This is a genomic window from Bacillus sp. NP157, from assembly GCA_018889975.1.
GTDB lineage: Bacteria > Pseudomonadota > Gammaproteobacteria > Xanthomonadales > Rhodanobacteraceae > Luteibacter.
In genome coordinates, this window is record CP076546.1 from 3,042,386 (window position 1) to 3,061,298 (window position 18,913).

General features: G+C 68.4%; 18 protein-coding genes. 7 read left to right on the top strand and 11 right to left on the bottom strand.

Annotation, left to right across the window (positions count from 1 at the left end):
• Window positions 1-101 precede the first annotated feature (101 nt).
• A complete protein-coding gene (locus KPL74_14030; GenBank protein ID QWT18860.1) occupies window positions 102-455 on the top strand; it encodes a response regulator in 354 nt (117 codons plus the stop codon).
• A gap of 1 nt (window position 456) precedes the next feature.
• Here KPL74_14030 and KPL74_14035 read toward each other — a convergent pair whose 3' ends face one another.
• The 3 genes from KPL74_14035 to KPL74_14045 are packed head-to-tail and all read right to left on the bottom strand — an operon-like array spanning window position 457 to window position 2,549.
• Entirely contained in the window at window positions 457-1,206 is a 750-nt protein-coding gene (locus KPL74_14035; GenBank protein QWT18861.1) for a tetratricopeptide repeat protein, read from the bottom strand.
• A 41-nt stretch (window positions 1,207-1,247) separates the two neighbouring features.
• Window positions 1,248-1,631: a nuclear transport factor 2 family protein gene (locus tag KPL74_14040; GenBank protein QWT18862.1), complete on the bottom strand. Its 384-nt coding sequence runs from the start codon at window positions 1,629-1,631 to the stop codon at window positions 1,248-1,250.
• 18 nt (window positions 1,632-1,649) lie between these two features.
• A complete protein-coding gene (locus KPL74_14045) occupies window positions 1,650-2,549 on the bottom strand; it encodes a LysR family transcriptional regulator (protein QWT18863.1) in 900 nt (299 codons plus the stop codon).
• Between the two features lie 113 nt (window positions 2,550-2,662).
• Between KPL74_14045 and KPL74_14050 the strand changes: the two genes are divergently transcribed.
• From KPL74_14050 to KPL74_14065, 4 genes are all read left to right on the top strand, one after another.
• On the top strand, window positions 2,663-3,727 hold the full coding sequence (locus KPL74_14050) for an aldo/keto reductase (GenBank protein ID QWT18864.1): 1,065 nt from the start codon (window positions 2,663-2,665) through the stop codon (window positions 3,725-3,727).
• 113 nt (window positions 3,728-3,840) lie between these two features.
• A complete protein-coding gene (locus KPL74_14055) occupies window positions 3,841-5,199 on the top strand; it encodes a hypothetical protein (GenBank protein QWT18865.1) in 1,359 nt (452 codons plus the stop codon).
• Between the two features lie 211 nt (window positions 5,200-5,410).
• Window positions 5,411-6,784, top strand: coding sequence for a D-serine/D-alanine/glycine transporter (gene cycA / locus KPL74_14060; protein ID QWT22617.1), 1,374 nt, complete (start codon window positions 5,411-5,413; stop codon window positions 6,782-6,784).
• Window positions 6,785-7,024: 240 nt separating this feature from the next.
• Complete coding sequence (locus tag KPL74_14065; GenBank protein QWT18866.1) at window positions 7,025-8,038, top strand: autotransporter outer membrane beta-barrel domain-containing protein; 1,014 nt, start codon at window positions 7,025-7,027, stop codon at window positions 8,036-8,038.
• Window positions 8,039-8,059: 21 nt separating this feature from the next.
• On the opposite strand, the gene KPL74_14070 is transcribed toward KPL74_14065, so the two are convergent.
• Window positions 8,060-8,545 carry a hypothetical protein gene (locus KPL74_14070; GenBank protein QWT18867.1) on the bottom strand — a complete coding sequence of 162 codons (486 nt, stop codon included), beginning with the start codon at window positions 8,543-8,545 and terminating at the stop codon, window positions 8,060-8,062.
• Window positions 8,546-8,616: 71 nt separating this feature from the next.
• Complete coding sequence (locus KPL74_14075) at window positions 8,617-9,117, bottom strand: PH domain-containing protein (protein QWT18868.1); 501 nt, start codon at window positions 9,115-9,117, stop codon at window positions 8,617-8,619.
• Window positions 9,118-9,398: 281 nt separating this feature from the next.
• Between KPL74_14075 and KPL74_14080 the strand changes: the two genes are divergently transcribed.
• Together KPL74_14080 and dbpA are read left to right on the top strand one after the other, a co-directional pair.
• Window positions 9,399-10,085 carry a restriction endonuclease gene (locus KPL74_14080; GenBank protein QWT18869.1) on the top strand — a complete coding sequence of 229 codons (687 nt, stop codon included), beginning with the start codon at window positions 9,399-9,401 and terminating at the stop codon, window positions 10,083-10,085.
• A 30-nt stretch (window positions 10,086-10,115) separates the two neighbouring features.
• Window positions 10,116-11,486, top strand: coding sequence for an ATP-dependent RNA helicase DbpA (gene dbpA / locus KPL74_14085; protein ID QWT18870.1), 1,371 nt, complete (start codon window positions 10,116-10,118; stop codon window positions 11,484-11,486).
• 24 nt (window positions 11,487-11,510) lie between these two features.
• Here dbpA and KPL74_14090 read toward each other — a convergent pair whose 3' ends face one another.
• The 6 genes from KPL74_14090 to KPL74_14115 form a co-directional block, all read right to left on the bottom strand.
• A complete protein-coding gene (locus tag KPL74_14090) occupies window positions 11,511-13,025 on the bottom strand; it encodes an FAD-dependent oxidoreductase (protein ID QWT18871.1) in 1,515 nt (504 codons plus the stop codon).
• Between the two features lie 156 nt (window positions 13,026-13,181).
• Window positions 13,182-14,405 carry a diguanylate cyclase gene (locus tag KPL74_14095; GenBank protein QWT18872.1) on the bottom strand — a complete coding sequence of 408 codons (1,224 nt, stop codon included), beginning with the start codon at window positions 14,403-14,405 and terminating at the stop codon, window positions 13,182-13,184.
• A 70-nt stretch (window positions 14,406-14,475) separates the two neighbouring features.
• Entirely contained in the window at window positions 14,476-15,657 is a 1,182-nt protein-coding gene (locus tag KPL74_14100) for a hypothetical protein (protein ID QWT18873.1), read from the bottom strand.
• Window positions 15,654-17,990 carry an EAL domain-containing protein gene (locus tag KPL74_14105; GenBank protein ID QWT18874.1) on the bottom strand — a complete coding sequence of 779 codons (2,337 nt, stop codon included), beginning with the start codon at window positions 17,988-17,990 and terminating at the stop codon, window positions 15,654-15,656. The genes KPL74_14100 and KPL74_14105 overlap by 4 nt, the downstream gene beginning before the upstream one ends.
• 10 nt (window positions 17,991-18,000) lie before the next feature.
• On the bottom strand, window positions 18,001-18,645 hold the full coding sequence (locus tag KPL74_14110) for a hypothetical protein (protein ID QWT18875.1): 645 nt from the start codon (window positions 18,643-18,645) through the stop codon (window positions 18,001-18,003).
• A gap of 45 nt (window positions 18,646-18,690) precedes the next feature.
• Complete coding sequence (locus KPL74_14115; protein ID QWT18876.1) at window positions 18,691-18,894, bottom strand: hypothetical protein; 204 nt, start codon at window positions 18,892-18,894, stop codon at window positions 18,691-18,693.
• Window positions 18,895-18,913 lie beyond the last annotated feature (19 nt).

Below are 18,913 nucleotides of genomic sequence, written 5' to 3' on the forward strand. Positions count from 1 at the left end.
ACGCGTGCAATGGAATAGCGCGACCGGGATGGCTCCTGTTGACACGCCTTTCACGCAGCGCACGTTATCTGCCTCATCGATCATTGACCAAAAGCGCTCCCATGCCGACTGAACCCCTGGTTGTCCTCCTTGTCGAGGACGACGACACCATCCGCGAAATCTCCGCCATGATCCTCGAGGGCGAAGGCCACGTCGTGCATACCGCGGCCAACGGCGATGCCGCCGAACGCTGGCTGGAAACGGGCAAGGCCGACGTGCTTTTCACCGACGTGCGCATGCCGGGCTCGGTATCGGGACAGGAACTGGCCACGCGGCATTCGGACATGCGCGTGCTGGTCACCTCGGGGGAAGTCCGCGAGCAGCACGACTGGCTGTCCTCGCGGATGGAATACCTGGCCAAGCCGTATGACCGGAAGTCGCTGCTGGCGGCCGTGGGGCGGGTGGCTGGGGGTTAGGTCAGGGTTTGTGCCCAGGCCTGGCCTTCTGGGTGGCGATCCAGCCGAGCTCCGCTTCTGACTTCGGTTCGTTGGGGATGACCTTCAGGCACTCGCGGTAGGCTTTCTCGGCATCGTCGAAGCGGCCCAGCTCCGCCAGGTCGTAGCCCTGGCCACGCCAGGCCTTGCAGGTGAATTCGTTTTTCATCGCGTCCGGCCAGTCGTCCATCAGTGGCACGTTGTCGACCATGGACGTGTAGAGCGCCAGCGATTCCTGGGTGCGGTGCTCGGTCTGGTAGACGTACGCCAGTTCGCCCTGGAACTGAGCGTCGTTCGGCGAGAGCGCCAGCGCTTTTTTCAGTTCGGCCTCCGCTTCCGGGTACCGGGCCATCTCGGCGTACGCGTAACCGCGTGCCCAGTACGCCATGCCCCATGCCGGGCCGAGCGCGACGGCGCTGCGTTTGTCGGTACCGTCCCCGATGTCTTTCGCCGCGCCGCCCAGGTAGATGAGCGTCTGCGTGAAGCCTCGCGCGGAATACATGCGCTTGTCGCTGTGCCCGTACTTGGTTTCATAGCGACTGACCACGTCGGTCAACGGGCCGTCGATCGCCGCCTGGATCTGGCCGGCTTCGATCATCTTGACGCCCTTGAGCACTTCCACCAGGTCCGGATCGGCCTGCGTGTCCTTCGGCTTCGCTGGCTGCGCGGCGCAACCGGCCAGCGCCAATGCCGCGCACGCGAACGCGGCGCGCACTATCGTCGAGTACTGCATCCTTTTTCCCCTGTTCCCTGCGTGCGGTGGAACCGGCCAGGTCAGGCCCGGTCGATGATCCTGCTTATCTTGCCATCGGCGAAGCTGAAGAGGGTGGTGCCCTGCATCTCGACGATGGTGCCCGCGCCCGGGCCATCCGGGATGTCCTCGGCGATTTCACCGTGGAAGTCGATGGTGGCGATGACGTCCCCGGCGGCTTCCTCCAGCGACACGATGGTCTGTTCGCGCGCGGCGAACAGCTGCGCGCCGACGCGGGCGAGCTTTTCCAGGTCGGCCTTGCCAATGGTGGCGACGCTCAGCTCGCCGCCCTGGTGGTGCTCGAAGCGGACGTCGTCGGTCAGCGCGGCGAGCATCGCCGCGATGTCGAAGTGGTTGTACGCGGCAAGGTAGATCTCGATCAGTTGCCGGCGGGCGGGGTCGATCATGTCAATCTCCGTTGGCGCTTACGTCGCGTGGCGGTCGCGCAGGAAGTCCACGAACACGCGCAACTTGCGCGGCATGTGCACACGGCTCGGATAGTACAAGTGGAACGCGCCATACGTCGGCCAGTAGTCCATTAGTACTGGCACCAGCGTTCCCGAGGCGAAGTCCGCGGCAACCATCTCCTCGATGTGGCAGCCGATGCCCAGGCCGTCACGCGCTGCCGCCAGCAGCAGTTCGCCGTCATTGCTGACCATGCTGGGGCCGGCCTCCACCTCGACGATCCGGCCGTCGACCAGGAACTCCCAGCGCTGCACGCTTCGGTCATGGTCCAGGCGGATGCAGACGCAGCGATGCGCAAGCAGCTCGGCAGGCGTCCGCGGCACGCCATGCCGCGCGACGTACCCGGGCGAGGCGAAGACGACGATACGGTTCGGCCGGCCGATGGGCACGGCGACCACGTCGTTGGCCAGGCTTTCGCCCAGGCGGAAGCCTGCATCGAAGCCATGCGAGACCAGGTCCAGGAAGCGGTTGTCGCAGTGCAGTTCGACGGTGACGTCGGGATACGCCTCGGCGAACGCCGCCAGGTGCGGCATGACCACGATGTCCGCCACCACCCGCGACAGGTTGATGCGGAGGAGCCCAGCGGGGCTTTCCCGCGCGTCATTGACGGTATCCACGGCGCGTTCGATGGCGCCCAGGCCCGCTGCCGCCTCGTCGAGGAAGCGCTGGCCGATCTCGGTGACGCCTACCCGGCGGGTGCTTCGATCGAGCAGGCGCACGCCCAGCCTGGCTTCCAGCCCGCGGACGCTCTGCGACAGGGCCGACGGCGAGACGCCGAGTTCGCGCGCCGCGCGGGTGAAGCTGGCGTGGTGTGCTACGCGGGCAAAGGCCGCGATGGCGGGCAGTAGGTCGTTCGGCATCGTCCGCGTCGTTATGAAGCCCTGCTTCAAAGAGTATGCCGACGAAGCCCGTTTATCCAGCCTAATCCGAAGCCTAAGGTGTGCGCTCCCCTTCCCCACCGTGAGGCACCACCATGGCCATGCATCTCGACGACTACACCACCCTGGGCCGGTCTGGCCTGCGCGTGAGCCCCGTTTCACTCGGCGCGATGACGTTCGGAGAGACCTGGGGCTGGGGCGCCAGCGAAGCCGAGTCGCGCAGCATGCTCGACACCTACATGGAGCGCGGCGGCAACTTCATCGACACGGCCAACTTCTACACCGGCGGCACCTCGGAAACGATGCTCGGCAAGTTCCTTGCCGGCCGCCGCGATCGCGCCGTCATCGCCAGCAAGTACAGCCTCAACGTCGAACCCGGCAACGTCAACGCGGGCGGCAACCACCGCCGCAACATGGTCCGCGCCGTGGAAGACAGCCTGCGCCGGCTCGGCACCGATTACATCGATCTTTACTACCTGCACGTGTGGGACTACACCACGCCCATCGAGGAAATCATGCGTGGCTTCGACGACCTGGTCCGCTCCGGCAAGATCGTCTACGCCGGTATTTCCGATGCACCGGCGTGGGAAGTCTCGCGCATGCAGATGCTGGCGGAACTGCGCGGATGGTCGCCGTTCGTCGCGCTGCAGATCGAATACAGCCTGATCGCGCGCACCGTGGAGCACGAACTGTTGCCGATGGCCGACGCACTCGACCTCGCCGTGCTGGCCTGGTCGCCGCTGGGTAGCGGCGTGCTGTCCGGCAAATACAGCCGGGCCGACGTCGAAGCGCACAAGGGCAAGGACATGTTCACCGGTGGCCGCGCCGCGGTGGCGTCGGGCATGGGTGCGCTCAGCGAGGCCAACCTGGATATCGTCGACGTACTCAAGACCGTTGCCGAGGAGGTCGGGCATTCCCCCGCCCAGACGGCTATCGCGTGGCTATTGGCGAAGCAGGCGCCACGGGTGATCCCCATCCTCGGCGCGCGGACGGCGAAGCAGTTCGAGGAAAACCTCGCCGCGTTGGAAGTGAGCTTCACCGACGCACAGATGCAACGCCTGGATGAGGCCAGCGCCATCGATCCGATCTTCCCGCACCGCTTCCTGCCGCAGGTGCTGGCGCAGGTGCTGGCCGGCGCCAGCGTCACGCGAAGCTGGTGATGCACTGTCCGCCGGGTGTCCGCGGACACCCGGCGGCGCGCTGCAACCCGCGCCGCGCCGTGCTGGCCCGTCACTTGCAGTAGCGTCCCCCGGACCCCACGGAGACGCCACGCATGGCACGTTACCCACGGATGCTCGCCTTTTCCGCGCTGCTCGCCACGATGGCGGCGCAGGCGACCGACACCCCCACGCTGCGATACACGATCAAGCCCGTGCTCGCGAACGATGCGCTCACGGCACTGGACGTCACCCTTGATACGCAGGTCGGCAGCGATGGCACGCTGGCGCTCAAGCTCGGCGGGAAACCCGAGGCCATTCGTTCCGATGCCACCCTGGACACGGGCACGGCGGGCATCGTCACGTTGAAAGCCGCGCCCGGTGCCCGCGTTTCCCTGCACTACCGCAAGGGCGGTGCCGCCGACCTCAACGGTGACATCGCGGTCGAGCCGCTGCTCACTGCTGGCTGGGCCCACGGTCCCTGCGGCGGCATGCTCGCGGTGCCCAACGACGCCACGCCGCGCCTCGTCGAGCTGGGGTGGACACTGCCGAAGGGCTGGCGTGGTGTATCGAGCGTCACGCCAGGCAAGCCGGTGGCGGGCAAGGACCTGGCTTGGGCGACCTGCATGGTCGGCAGCCACCTGGCCGACGTGACCCGCCCAATCGGCACGAAAGGCACCCTGCATGTGTACACCGCCGATCCGGCGGCGGCGACGCCGCTGGTCGACCTCGTCGCCAAAGCGCTGGCGATCATCGCCCGCGAAGCCGGCGGCAGCGGCGTGGACTACCCGATGTTCGTCAGCACCGTGAACGAACCCGGCGAGGGCTTCTCGGAATGGAACGCGGGCGGGTTCATGGCGGTGATGCAAAGGCCGGGCGCGGACGTGAAGCAGATGCTCAGCCCGATCCTGCAGGACTACTCCACGCTGGTGGCACCGCCGACGAAGGATCCATCGATCGCCTGGTACACGAAGGGCTTGCGGTCGTACCTCGCCATCAACGACCTGCTGGCAGCGGGCACGCTCTCGCGTCGCGACGTGGCCAGCTACCTGGACAACGTCAGCGAAACCTACGGCAACTCGGCGTTTCGCCGGGCGAGCAATGCGCAGGTCGCCAGCGACTGGGAGACGTCGCCGGACATCCAGGCACTGCCGGCGCTGCGCGGGGTGCTGTTCGGCTGGTTGCTGGATGCGCAGCTGCGCCAGGCCACGGGCGGCAAGGCCTGCCTTGCCGATGTGCTGCACAAGATCCCACTGGACAGCGCCGATCCCGCCGCGGCGCTGGTGGCCGGCGTCAAGGCGACGGGCGGCGGCGATATCGCCCCACTGGTCGACCGCTACATCGTCCGCGGCGAGTTGTTGCAGCTGCCGCCCGGCGCGCTGGGGCCATGCATGAGCGTGACCACGGCCCAGGACGGCTACGGCTGGCAGGTGCAACGCATCACCGACACCTGCACCGCCTCCACCACCCCGTAGGAGCGCGCCTGCGCGCGATCGGGGATGGCGCGGCGCCTGTCCCCGGCGCCTGACACCTGTGGTCTTTTTCCCGTAGGCGATCCTGCGGGTATGGGAAGACTTTCGCGCGCAGGCGCGCTCCTACGGAGATGGGTGTGGGGTTGGGGGCCGCGGTTTGCCGGGAGCGGCCATGGCGTCTATGGTGCAGGCTTCCGCCATGCATGAGTTGCCGATGAACCAGCCGCAGGAATCGAACCCCGACCACCTCAGGCGCAGCCTGTCCAATCGCCACCTGCAGCTCATCGCCATCGGCGGCGCCATCGGCACGGGCCTGTTCATGGGCTCGGGCAAGACGATCAGCCTGGCCGGACCCTCGATCCTGTTCGTCTACCTGATCATCGGCGTGATGCTGTTCTTCGTCATGCGCGCGATGGGCGAGCTGCTGCTGTCGAACCTCGATTACAAGTCCTTCATCGATTTCTCGACCGACCTGCTCGGACCGTGGGCGGGTTTCTTCTGCGGCTGGACCTACTGGTTCTGCTGGATCATCACCGCCATCGCGGACGTGATCGCCATCGCCAACTACGCGCAGTTCTGGTTCCCGACCCTGGCGCCATGGGTACCCGCGGTGCTTTGCGTACTCCTGCTGCTGACCCTGAACCTGACCACCGTGCGCCTGTTCGGCGAGCTCGAGTTCTGGTTTGCACTGATCAAGATCATCGCCATCTGCGCGCTCGTGGTCACCGGCTTCGGCATGGTGGCCTGGGCGTTCCGTTCGCCGGACGGGCATGTCGCGTCGCTGGCCAACCTGTGGAACGACGGCGGCATGTTCCCGATGGGCATGAACGGCTTCTTCGCCGGGTTCCAGATCGCCGTGTTCGCGTTCGTCGGCATTGAACTGGTCGGCACCACCGCGGCCGAAACCGCCGACCCGGAGCGCAACCTGCCGAAGGCGATCAACTCGATCCCCGTGCGCATCATCATTTTCTACGTGCTCGCCCTGGTGGTGATCATGGCGGTGACGCCGTGGCGCCAGGTGTTGCCCGGCAAGAGTCCGTTCGTGGAACTGTTCGTACTCGCCGGCATTCCGGCGGCGGCCAGCCTGATCAACTTCGTGGTGCTCACCTCGGCGACGTCGTCGGCGAACAGCGGCATCTTCTCGACCAGCCGCATGCTCTACGGCCTGGCCGAGGAAGACCACGCGCCGCGCACGTTCAAGCGCCTGTCGTCGCGTGCGGTGCCCTCGCGCGGCCTGCTGTTCTCGTGCGTGTGCCTGCTTGGCGGCGCCCTGCTGGTGCGCGTGGTGCCGAACCTGGTGACCGCATTCACCCTGGTCACCACGCTGTCCGCGATCCTCTTCATGTTCGTCTGGTCGCTGATTCTCTGCTCGTACATCGCCTATCGGAAGAAGCGCCCCGAGCTGCATGCGGTGTCGTCGTACAAGATGCCCGGCGGCGTGCTGATGTGCTGGGTCTGCCTTGCGTTCTTCGCCTTCGTGCTGGTGTTGCTGACGCTGGAGAGCGATACGAGGCAGGCGCTGATTGCCAGCCCGGTGTGGTTTGCGATTTTGGGGGTGGGGTACTTGTGGAGGCGGAAGCGGGTTTGAGGGGGCTTTGGCGGTGCTGGGGTGAGGGATTGGGGTTTTAGGGGGTAGCTCGGCTGGGGTTGCTTTGGTTTCCAGGTGGTAGCTGGGGTGAGGGGTTGCCTTCGCGCGCGGGCGCGCTCCTACACGGATGTGAAGGGGTTTGGGGGGTCTTCACGGAGGGTGGCATGGGCATTGCTGCCTTCAGGGAGAGGGAGTCGGCACGTCGGTTTCCCGTCGCATCACTACGGGAACCCAGCGCCCATGGCCTTGCACCGCCCTGCCGCATCGCGGCCAAAACTGACCCTCCTCGCCGCCTTCGGCGCGGGCGCCGGCCTCTTGCTGGCGCATCCGGCCCACGCGGCGACGGACGATGGCAGCCTGCTGACCTCGAACCGCAGTGCCCTGCTCGACGATGGCCGGCAGATCCGTGCGTCGATCCTTCGCCATTCGTTGATCCAGGCGGCCGGTGGCGCGCGCGACGATGGCCTGTGGACCTCGACCTGGGGCCACTGGGGCGACCATGACGGCGATGCCCGGACGGACCGCCTGCGCAGCAATGGTGGCGGCGTGGTCGGTGGCGTCGACCGCGAGGTCGGCGATATCCATATCGGCGCCATCGCCGGCGCGGGGAACCTCACCGCACGCGCGCCGGGCGGGAACATCCAGTCACAGTCCTCCGTGGTCGGCGCTTACGTGGCGACCGAACGCGGCCACTGGGAATGGCAGGGCGGCGTCAGCTATAGCTGGAGCCAGATGGACAGCCACCGGCGCACCTCCGCCGGCGTGGCCTCCGCCCGCTACAACGGCGGCATCGCCCAGGCCTGGGTCGACGGCGGTTATCGCTTCAACACCGCGCGCGGGTCCATCACGCCCTTCGCCAACCTCGCCCGCGCCCAGCTCTTCCAGGACGCCGTGGATGAAAGCAACGCCCTGGACGCGCTGCACGCGGACGGCACGCATGGCCATGTCGACATCGGCACGCTCGGTGTACGCGGCGCCATGAGCTTCCAGGACGGCGTTGTCGGCCATGCCGGCATCGGCTACCAGCATGCATGGGGCGACGATGTGCGCCCCACCGACCACCAGCGACTCGTCGTCGGCGGTGACCCGATGCAGGCGATCGGCGTGCCGACTCCGCGCAACGCCGCCGTCGCCGACCTCGGCATCGCATTCGCGACGAGCAAGGGCACCTCGGTCGACGCCAGCTATCGCGGGATGTTCGGCGGCGGCGCGAAGGACCAGGGCTTGCGGGTCAGCGTCACCATCAAGTGGTGACACCGCCCGTTGCGTCGACCGTCAACGTCGGCCGCGGCTGGCGAGGTTCACGTCCAGCGCCTGGTGCACGGCCGGCAGCGCCGTGAGGTCGAACGCATAGGGGAAGAACGACGGTGCACGCATGTGCAGGGTCGGATGCGTGGCGAGCAGGCCCTCGAACGCGCGCCGGGTCGGCGTGCTGCGCGGGACGAAGGTAAATGTGCCGTTGACGCATTCGCGGCGGAAGGCGAGGCGCTGGCCTTCGATATCGAACACGGCACTGCGGCCAATCGATCCCGCCGCGCAATTGGAACGCTGCGGCAGCTCGCGGAACCCGTAGGAGACGCGGTGGGTCGGACGGTCGACGTAGGCGACCAGGCCCAGCTGGGCGCCGTGCTGGTCCGGCAACAGGTAAACACCGCGACCCTGGTCCCACCCATCGAACTCAGTGGCCGTGGCGGCGGTGGCGAAGGTGCACAGCGCGAGGACGCCGGCGACCAGGGTGGACATCCGTGAAGCACGTGACATGGGGGTGGCTCCTGCCAGTGGGGTGATCCGTATATAGCACCGTGCCGCAAGTTCTTGCTACCGCACCGCATTCAGTGCGAGAGCAGCGCACCCTCGCCGATGGCGGCGGCGATGAAGGCCTCGGCATCGTCCGGCGAGACCAGCACCTTGCGCCCGCTCGGCGGCTGGATGACCACCCCATGGTCGCGGTGCCGCGCCGCCACCTTCACCATGCCGAGCCGGCGCGAATAGAACAGGCCATCGAAGGCGAAGAAGCCGCCGTTGCCGAAGACGCGCACGAGGCCCTTGAAGGCGTCGCTGTCCGCATGGATCACCGCGCCGCGCAGCTCCACGGTGGAGCGCCCGACCTGGCGGCGGATCACCAGCCGGCCGTTGGCCATCTCGTAGCGCAAGGGTGACAGCGCATAAGAGAGCGCCAGTGCGAGCGTGAGGATGCCGGCCAGGGGCACCCCGAGCACCGCCGGGGCATCCCGACTCATCACGATGGCGACGGCCCCGATGACGATCATCACGGTGGAAATGCCGATCCAGCGCACGGTGTTGGACATGGTGGTGTTGAAGGTCTTGGCCACGCGTCGCTTCCTTCAGCCAGGGCATCGCCCGGCGCACGCAGCCATTCTAGAGAGGCCGCAACGAGGTGTCTTTACGAACGTGCGCGGCGGCACGGCATGTCGGTATCTGTGTAGGCGTGCACCTACAGCTTTCGATGTAGCAAGTCGGTACATTTCCATACACTGAGGCGACACGTCGCGGGGGCGACGGCGGCCAGGGAAACCGGGGGGAGCCGGATGACACAGGACAGGATTTCTAACAGGCGACACCACGCACGAATCCATCCCGGGCGGCGTGCATCGTGAGCGCCAGCTTCAAACCCGTGCGCCACCGTTACGAAGACGCCCTTGCGCGTCTTCCGTGGCGCGATGTCGTGGAGCGCGTCGCCGCGTACTTCACTGGCCTCGGCTACGTGGTCGAAACCGCCGACAACCAGGTCCAGGGCATCGACCTGGTCCTGCGCCACGGTGACGAGACCACCCTCGTGCTGTGCAAGCACTGGCCGGCGTTCCAGATTCCCGCGGACGACGTCCACCGGCTGATCGGCCAGATGGCGCCCGCCGGCGCGACGGGCGCCATCCTCGTGACCTCCGGTGAGTTCTCGCGCACCGCCGTGGAGGCCGCCTCGCGCTTTCGCCATGTGCGCCTCATCGATGGCCGCGCCCTGCGTGCCCTGCTCGGTCCGCTGGAGATCGCGTCGACGCTGCATCGCGCGCACCCGGCATCGGCCGGATGGGCGCCCGTGCATGGCAGCGCACCGGCCCGCCCCTCGCCGGCCAGCCGTGCCGCCGCCACCGCCGCGGTGGCCGCCGTGCTGGTGATGGCCGCGGCCATGCTCACCCTCTACACCTGGTACATCCGCGAGATCCACGTGGCCCAGGCCGGCGCCGGCCGGGCCCAGGCGGTGTACCAGCAGGCAGGCGGACCACCCGCACCACCCCCGTTCGCGGCCGAGCGGACGCTGCCCGGAAAGGCCAGCGAACCCTGAGCGCAGGGCCATCCGTGCGATCATGTGCGGATGAATGCCTTCAGCCAGCTCGACCTTTCCCCTGCCCTGCTCGCCGCCATCGAGACCATCGGCTACACCGAGATGACCCCCGTGCAGCGCGAGAGCCTGCCGCCCATCCTCGCCGGCCGCGACGTGATGGCCGAGGCCCGCACGGGTAGCGGCAAGACCGCCGCCTTCGGCCTGGGCCTGCTCCAGCGGCTGGATCCCTCGGAAATCCGCCTGCAGGCGCTGGTGCTCTGCCCCACGCGCGAGCTGGCCGACCAGGTGGCGAAATCGATCCGCCGCCTGGCCACCAACATCCCCAACGTGAAGCTGCTGACCCTGTGCGGCGGCATGCCGCTCGGCCCGCAGCTGGCGTCGCTGGAGCACGACCCGCACATCGTCGTCGGCACGCCGGGCCGTGTGCAGGAGCACCTCAAGCGCGGCAGCCTGCACGGCGGCGGCATCAGGACGTTCGTGCTCGACGAAGCCGACCGGATGCTCGACATGGGCTTCGAAGAAGCCATCGACGACATCATCAAGCGCATCTCGAAGCACCACCAGACCCTGCTGTTCTCGGCGACGTATCCGGACGAGATCCGCACCGTCAGCGGCCGCGTGCAGAAGGATCCGGTCATCGTCACCATCGACGAGCCGCACAACGAAACCACGATCGAGCAGCGACTGGTGGAAGTGGAGCCGGCACTGAAGACCGACGTGCTGGCACGGATCCTCAACCACGAAAAGCCCGAATCCGCGCTGGTGTTCTGCAACATGCGCAAGGACACCGACGAGCTCGCCGCGGCGCTGGACAAGCTCGGTTTCAGCGCACTGGCCCTGCATGGCGACCTCGACCAGCGCGACCGCGACGAAGCCCTCGTGCGCTTCGCCAACCGCAGCTGCAACGTGCTGGTCGCGACCGACGTCGCCGCGCGCGGCCTCGACATCGTCGGCCTGCCGATGGTGGTCAGCTACGACGTCGCCCACGACCCCGACACCCACGTGCACCGCAGCGGCCGCACCGGACGCGCGGGTGCCAGCGGCCTGTCGATCACCCTCGCCAGTTCGCGCGAGCTGGCCAAGGTACGCACGATCGAAGAACGCGTCGGCACGACGTTCTCGCGTTACCCGGCCAAGCCGGGCGACGGGCGCAAGGTGCTCAACCTCGCACCGATGAAGACGCTGGTGATCGATGCGGGGCGCAAGGACAAGCTGCGCCCCGGCGACATCCTCGGTGCACTGACCGGCGATGCGGGCCTGAACGCGAACGACATCGGCAAGATCGACGTCTACGCGACCCGGGCTTACGTCGCGATCAAGCGCGACCTCGCCAACAAGGCGCTCAACCGCCTGCGCGAAGGCAAGATCAAGGGCCGCAACTTCCGCGTCCGTTCGATCTGATCCCCCTGCGCAACGCCTCCGGCGTCAGGCGTTGGCCAGGCGCTCGGCGGCTTCCAGGGCGGCCCTGTCGCGATTGACGGTGGCGACGGCCAGTTCGCGGCCGTCCTTCAGGAAGCGCACCTCGGCATCCTTGCCCTCGATGGATCCGAGCACGTCGATGCTGTCCCAGGCCTCCGCGTGGCCGACGTAGCGGATGCTGGTGTCGTAGTGCATGCTCCAGAAGAACGGCGCTTCGTTGTAGATCTCGTCGATGTCGAGCATCGCCGCGGCAGCGACCTGGCCGTGGCGCTGGGCCACGACCCAGTGTTCGACGCGCTGGCGGCTATCGTCCAGGCCGGGGAAACGTGCGATGTCGCCCGCCGCATAGATGGCTTCGTCCGACGTACGCATCGTCGCGTCGACCAGCACGCCACGGTCGATGTCCAGGCCGGCGGCTTCGGCAAGCGCCAGCCGCGGCCGCACGCCGAGGCCGAGCACGACCTTCGTGGCTTTCACCGTGCTGCCGTCATCGAGCGTCACCGCGCCATCGACGTAACCGGTCGCCTTGCGACCAAGGTGGAACACCACGCCATGATCTTCATGGAGCGTACGGATCATCTCGCCGAGCGCCGGACCCAGCACCCGTTGCAGGGGCACCTTGTCCGGGCCGATCACGTGCACCTCCACCTTGCGCTCGCGCAACGCGGCGGCGACTTCCATGCCGATGAAGCTGCTGCCGAGCACGGCGACCGGCCCACCGCCTTCCAGCGAAGCGATGATCGCCTGCGCATCCTGGATGCTGCGCACGGTGAACACCGCCGGGTCGTCGAAGCCCGGGCCATCGGGGCGGATCGGCTCGGCGCCGGTGCACAGCAGCAAGGTGTCGTAAGCCAGCCGTTCGCCCGTCCCCAGGGTGACGGTGCAGTGCTCGGCGTTGACGTGGTCGACGGTGACGTCGAGGCGCAGGTCGATGTCCTGCTCTTCGTAGAAGCCGCGATCCTTCAACGGCATCCACGCCGGCTCCGCCGTGCCTGCGAGGTAATCCTTCGAGACATTGGGCCGGTCGTAAGGCGGATCCACGTCGTCGCTCAAAAGCGTGATGCGACCATCGAAGCCCAGCTCGCGCAGGCGCTGCGCGGCGGCAAAACCCGCGGCCCCGCCACCGATGATCACGATGTCGCGCGAGGGCGTATCGGTCGGCTCGGCCGGGTCGGCGGCCGGCAGCTTCTCGTGGATCGACAGCATGCCGTCACGCTCGTCGACCCTCCAGCGATCGACCGGGGACAGCGCCGGCGCACGCACGGCGCGGCCGCTGCGCAGGTCGAAGCAGGCATGGTGCAGCGGGCAGTGGACCATGTCGCCGCTGCGCAGGCCGTCCGCGAGGTTGCCGCCGTAGTGGCTGCAGCTGCTGCTGATCGCGGCGAAGCCATCGGCGACGCGACCGAGGATGACACCCTCGTCGCCCACGTGGCCGGCAAGCACGCCCTCCGCGGGAACGCTGTCGGCGCGGACGCCCTGGGTGAAGTCAGGGCCGGTGGGCTTCTCGGACGACTCGGACATGGCGGGCTCCTGGTGGGCATCGCGCGGGCGCCCGAAGCAGCGGGTGTCTTAAAAAAACGGCGCCGCCGAGTCTGGTCTGCCCGGGGCGCCGGGGATTGAAGGAATCCGACGCCGATGGTGGCGAATGCCGCGTGTGCGAAGTGTCAGCGTCCGCCGTTACAGGACGACGCAGCAATTGCGGCCGGCACGCTTCGCGGCGTAGAGGGCCCGGTCGGCCCGGTCGAAGGCGAACGCCGCGCGCTCGCCCGGGGCAAACCGGGTGATCCCGCCGGACATGGTCACCGTCACCGGCTTCTGGCTGGCGTGGAAGGCCAGCCCGGCCACCGTGGCACAGACCGCCCGCGCGACCACCAGGGCATCGTCGGCGGTGTAGCCGGCGAACACGACGACGAATTCCTCGCCACCGTAGCGGGCGACGAACGCGCGCCCTTCCAGCTCGCGGGCCAGCGTCGTGCCGACGATACGCAGCACCGCGTCGCCGGCGCCATGGCCGAAGCTGTCGTTGATCACCTTGAAGTGATCGATGTCGAACGCGCCGATGCAGGCGATGGCCTGCCCTTCGCCGACCTGCACTTCCAGTTCCGCCACGCGCTGTTCGTAGGCGAGCCGGTTCGGCAGCCCGGTGAGCGGATCGGTCAGTGCGAGGGCGTGCTCCCGGCGCAGCGAATCCTGCAACGAGGTGGCCTGCGTCTCCAGTTCTTCCACGCGATCGCGCATGCGCTCGGCGCGCTCGCGGTACGACGCGGTGCGCGCATCCTCGCGTTCGCGGTAGTCGCGGAAATGCTGGTCGATCATCCCCAGCCGCCGGGTGACCTCGGCCTGCAGCGCAGCGACATCGGTCGCCTCGCGGGTCTGCTCGCTGAGCAGGCGCATCTCTTCGCGAACCTGATCGCCAAGGTCGCGCCCTGGCTCCGTGTGCGCAGCGGCGTCTTCCAGCTCCGCCGCGAGGTAACGGGTCATGTCGCCGAGGCGTCCGCTGACTTCAGCCAGCAACGACTGCAGCTGGGCCACGTCGGAACGCAGGGCGGCGATGGTTTCGCGTGCGTCGTCGGCCACGGCGGGTGCCGGCGCCGCCTCGACGGTTGTCGCGGGCGACTCCAGCGCCGCGTCGGCGACGGCCACGCGCGGCTCCAGCAGCGCCACGGCTTCGGCCAGGCCATCCAGCAAGGGTTCCAGCGCCTGCGGCGTCGCCGCCTGGCGCAAGGCCTCGACGAGGCGGTCGAGCAGGCGGTCGGCGGCGTCGCTCTGGCCACGGGCCAGCGCGGCCAGGCGCAATACGACGCGGCGCAAGCCCTCTTCCACGGCGCGGAAGTCGCGCTCGTCGAGCTCCATGCGCTCGAGGGCGAGATGGTATTTACGCTCCCAGACGTCCTGCTCCACGCGATGCCCCGTGTTCAACGAAGATGCCGCGGGCCGTGCGGCCCGCGTGGTGACGATATGCCGGCCACGGTCAGTACAACAACCGCGCCAGCAACTGCACCTGGTTGCCGCGCTCGCGCGGGCCCAGGCCAAAATCCTCGCGGCCGGCGCGGCTCGCGTCCACGTGCAGCCATTCGGCCGTCAGCCGCAGCCAGGCCAGCGGACGCCAGTTCAGTGCGCCGGTGAGTGCATGGCCGCGCTCGCCGGCACGCCACGTGCGGAAGGTTTCGTAGCGCAGCGTCGGTCGCCAGGCGCCGCGGTTCCACCCGGCCAGCAGGAATGCCGTCTGGAAGCGGTAACGGAAGCAGCGTATCGGCGGGCAGGCTTCGGTGTCGCCATCCATGCCCTGCGAGATCCATGTCACCGGGCCGGTCTCCAGTTCGGCGCCCAGCGACCAGAAGCGGGTGCGCCAGGCGAAGAGGTGGTCGCCGTCGTTGTACAGCCGCGAGGCGACCGGGTCGCCGCGGTTGTCATAATGCAACGCACGCACCTCGAAGCCGCGCGCGGCCTTCCAGCTGCCATCCGCGTACCAGCCCGTGCGCCCACCGATCGACTGGAACGGCGCGTAGTTCTCGTGCGGGCCCTCGTCGTTCGGTTCGGGCAGGCGGCCGCCGACGCCCATCGTCACGTCGCTGAGCGACCAGCCACGCGCCGCCAGCGACTGGCCGGCGACGTCGTTATGCCGGAACAGGCCGCCGCCGAAGGTCGCCGTGCCGCTTTCACCGCGCCACTCCTCGCGAATGTCGCCGCCGATGCCGCGCAATTCCTCGCCCACCCAGCTGTTCAACGCCGAGGGGGTGATCGTCCAGGGACTGGTCCAGCCGATGCCGTCGTTTTCCAGCGAGATGGGCAGGAAATAGATGCCGCCTTTCAGCGACAGGCGCCATGCCGACAACGACACCGGCCGGTAGCGCACGTAGGCTTCGGGGACCTGGACGTCGTTGCGGTCGGTGCGCTGCAGCTGCACGTCGGCCAGCGCGAACACCGAGGGTGTCACCTGCGCCGTGACGACGAGGCCCGCCGCGCCGAAGCGCAAGCCGTGTGCGTTATCGCCATAGCGGGTGCGGCCTGGGCCGCTGTCGATGAAGCTGGTGCTGTCGGGTGCGTCGACCAGCCGCGCATCGGCGAAGGCATGCACCTTCACGTCCTGGGCAACGGCGGCGGCAGGAATGGCGATGGCGAAGGCGGCGGCGAGGACAAGGCGCCGGATCACGCTCCACCCGGGCCCGGCGCCGCCAGGCGCCCCATGAAGGCAGCGAAATCCACCGGACGGCCCACGTGATAGCCCTGGACATGGTCGCAACCCACCTCGGTGAGGAACGCCATGGTTGGCTCGTCTTCCACGCCTTCGGCCGTCACCCGGTAACCCAGGCGATGGCCGAGTTCCACCAGCGAACGCACGATGGTCCGATCGGTGGTATCGCTGGCGAGGTGCTGGACGAACATCTTGTCGATCTTCAGTTCCCGGACGGGCAGGCGGCGCAGGTAGGCGAACGAGGTCTGGCCGATGCCAAAATCGTCGATCGCCATGTCGATACCCATATCGGCTAGCCGGCGCAGGACTTGAAGCGCGGCTTCCGGCTCGCCGATCACGGCGCTTTCGGTCACTTCCAGGGCGATGGCCGAGGCGGGGACGCCATGCGCGTGGAGCAGCTCGGCGACCCGGTCAGGCAGGCCGGGGTCGCCGATGTCCCGTGCGGACAGGTTCAGCGAGACGCGGACCGCATGCCCGGCATGCGCCAGTTCGGCAGCGCGCGCGATGCCGTGGGCCAGCACCCAGCGGGTCAGCCGGCCGATGTTGCCGGTCTCCTCGGCCACGGTGATGAACAGGTCCGGCGCGACCATGCCGCGGCCGGGCCGGTGCCAGCGGATCAGTGCCTCGACCTCGTCGATCTCGCCGTCGGCCAGGCGCAGCTTGGGCTGGAACCACAGCTCCAGCGCATCGGCATCGATGGCCGCGCGCAGTTCGCTCATCAGCGACAGCCGTTCCGGGCGATGCGGATCCGCCTGCGGGTCGTAGACGTCGACGCCGCGGGTCGATTTCAGCGCGGCGAACTCGGCGACCTCGGCGCGACGCAGCAGCGGCGCGGCGCGCTCGCCATGCGCGGGCGCCAGCGCGATGCCGACCGCCGGGCCCATGTCCATGCTGACATCGGCTTCCTGGTAGGGCTGGCCGAGCGCGTCGACCATGCGGAACGCTGCGGCAATCGCTTCGGCGCGATCCGCGCCGCGCAGCCACACGGCGAACTGGGTATCGGTCGCGCGGCCGACGAAGTGCTGGCCGGAGACCTGGCACAGGCGCTGGCCGGCGTCGCGCATCAACCGGTCGGCGAGCGCGTGACCCACCGTCTTCACGATGTCGGGCAGGCGGGTAATGCCGACGATCAGCAACGCGCCCACCTGGCCCGGCAGCGCGACCAGGTCGGCATCGATCGCGTCTTCGCTCGCCGCGCGATTGGGCAGGCCGGTCACCTCGTCGTGCAGGGCCTGGTGGCGGATGCGCAGTTCGCGCTCGCGCACGGCGTCGCCCATCGTGCGAAAGGCGTTGGCCAGCTCGCCGATCTCGTCGCGCCGACGTACCTCGGGGGCATCGTGGTAGTCACCGCCGGCGATCCGCCGTGCCGATTCGGCGAGCGCCTCGACCGGACGCGAGACGCCGCGCGCCACCAGCCACGCGACCAGCAAGCCGGCGACCAGCGCGAGCAATAGCAGGGCCAGCCACGCGTTCCACACCGGCTGGAACGGCTGCAGGGCATCGTCCAGCGAGTAGCCGAGCACGGCGTAGACCGCGCCGCCGCCACGCGGCTGGCTCAGCGGCTGGGCCAGCACCAGGTATTCGCGGCCGCCCATGCGCGCCAGCGTCGGCTCCGACGGCAGGCCGTGGCCGCGACCGGTGAACTGTGCCGTGAGTTCGGAATGCGAGGTGCCACGCGCGATCACCGCGTAGCCATCATGCGAGGGCGTGGCCAGCTCCACGTCGCGCGGCAACGCCGAGAGCTGCTGCATGTGCGCGATGAGCGCGTCGTCGACCGGGATGCTGGCGACGACAAGCCCGACCGGCTGCGGTGCGTAGATCGGCAGGACCACGACCCACGAAGCCTTGCCGTTGGCCACGGCCACCGCGGCGGTGCGCTCATCGTAGGCACGCGCCAGCAGGTCGGGGAAGGCGAAACGCTTGCCTTCGTCCGTGCCCGCGGTATCCACCTGCACGGTCCCGTCCAGGTGCAGCAGCTGCATGCGCGCGGCGCCCACCCGGCGGCCGTGGTTGCGCAGCACCGAGAGGATGGTGTCGCGGTCGCTTGCGGCGATGGCCGAGCGCAGGCCGTAGTCGAGCGACATGATCTGCACGCCACTGGCGACGCTGGCCGAGAGATCGTTCATCTGCGCCACGAACGCATGCGCGTTGGCGCTGAGCTGGCGGCCGCCTTCCTTGACCAGTTCGCGGCGCGCCACGGTATAGCCCAGCACGGCCGTCACGCCCTGGACGAGGATCAGCGTGGCGACGAAAAACAGCGCCAGGCGCGTGCGGAAGCCGGGTACCCGCATGCGTGGGGGCTCAGTAACCGATGTGCTCGCGATCCATCGGCCCGCGCGGGTTCGGCAACAGCGCGAGCACGAAACGCACGGTGTTCGGCGAGGTCTCCACTACCGTCACGCCCTGGATCGGCAGGGTGATGCCCGGCCGCAGCTGCGGGTGCCACGCGTGCGCCTTGTACTGGCCCGCCGGCACGCCATCGATCGTCGCCCTGCCCTTCGCATCGGTCACTGCCATCTCCTGGTCCTTCGTGACGTACAGGTACGTAAGCATGTGGTCATGGATGTTGCAGCCGACCGCGGCATTGCCCTGGTGCTTCATTTCCAGCGGCGTGGAACTCTCACCGGGCGCGAGCATGTATTCGAACTTTTCCAGTTCCGAAAACGAGTACACGTGGTGGCGGGTGATGTCGCTGTTGCGGAACACGACGCGGTCGCCGACGCGTAACGCCGTGACGTACGGGATGAAGGTTTCATCCTTCTGGTCGACGTAGCGTGTTTCGGCCGGGGCCGTGCGCGCGGGCGTCCCGGGGTTCGGCGCCAGCGTCACGACGGCATCGGCGATCGGCTTGCCGGCGGGGTCCACCACCTCGATGGCGACGCGGCCCGCGAAGGCGGGTGCGGAGGCGAGCATGGAAAGCGTTGCGACGGCGAGCAGGCAGCGCATGGGGTTCCCCCTTGGACGGGGCCCTAGCCTAGCCCAGATGGATGCTTAACCGCGAACGGGGCGCAGCATCCGGCAAATGCCCGCGAGGGGGCGCGATGGGCCGCAGGGATCGCTGTGGAACGGATCCGGCCGGTAGCGCAAGGCCACGCTGTCGAACGAGGGCTGGCCGAGGCCACCCGCACTGCCACAGGCCATGGCGAGCAAGAGGCCCACGAGGAGTGCCTTGATGGTGCTGCGCCTGGCTGGCATATCGGCGGTCCCCCCGCAT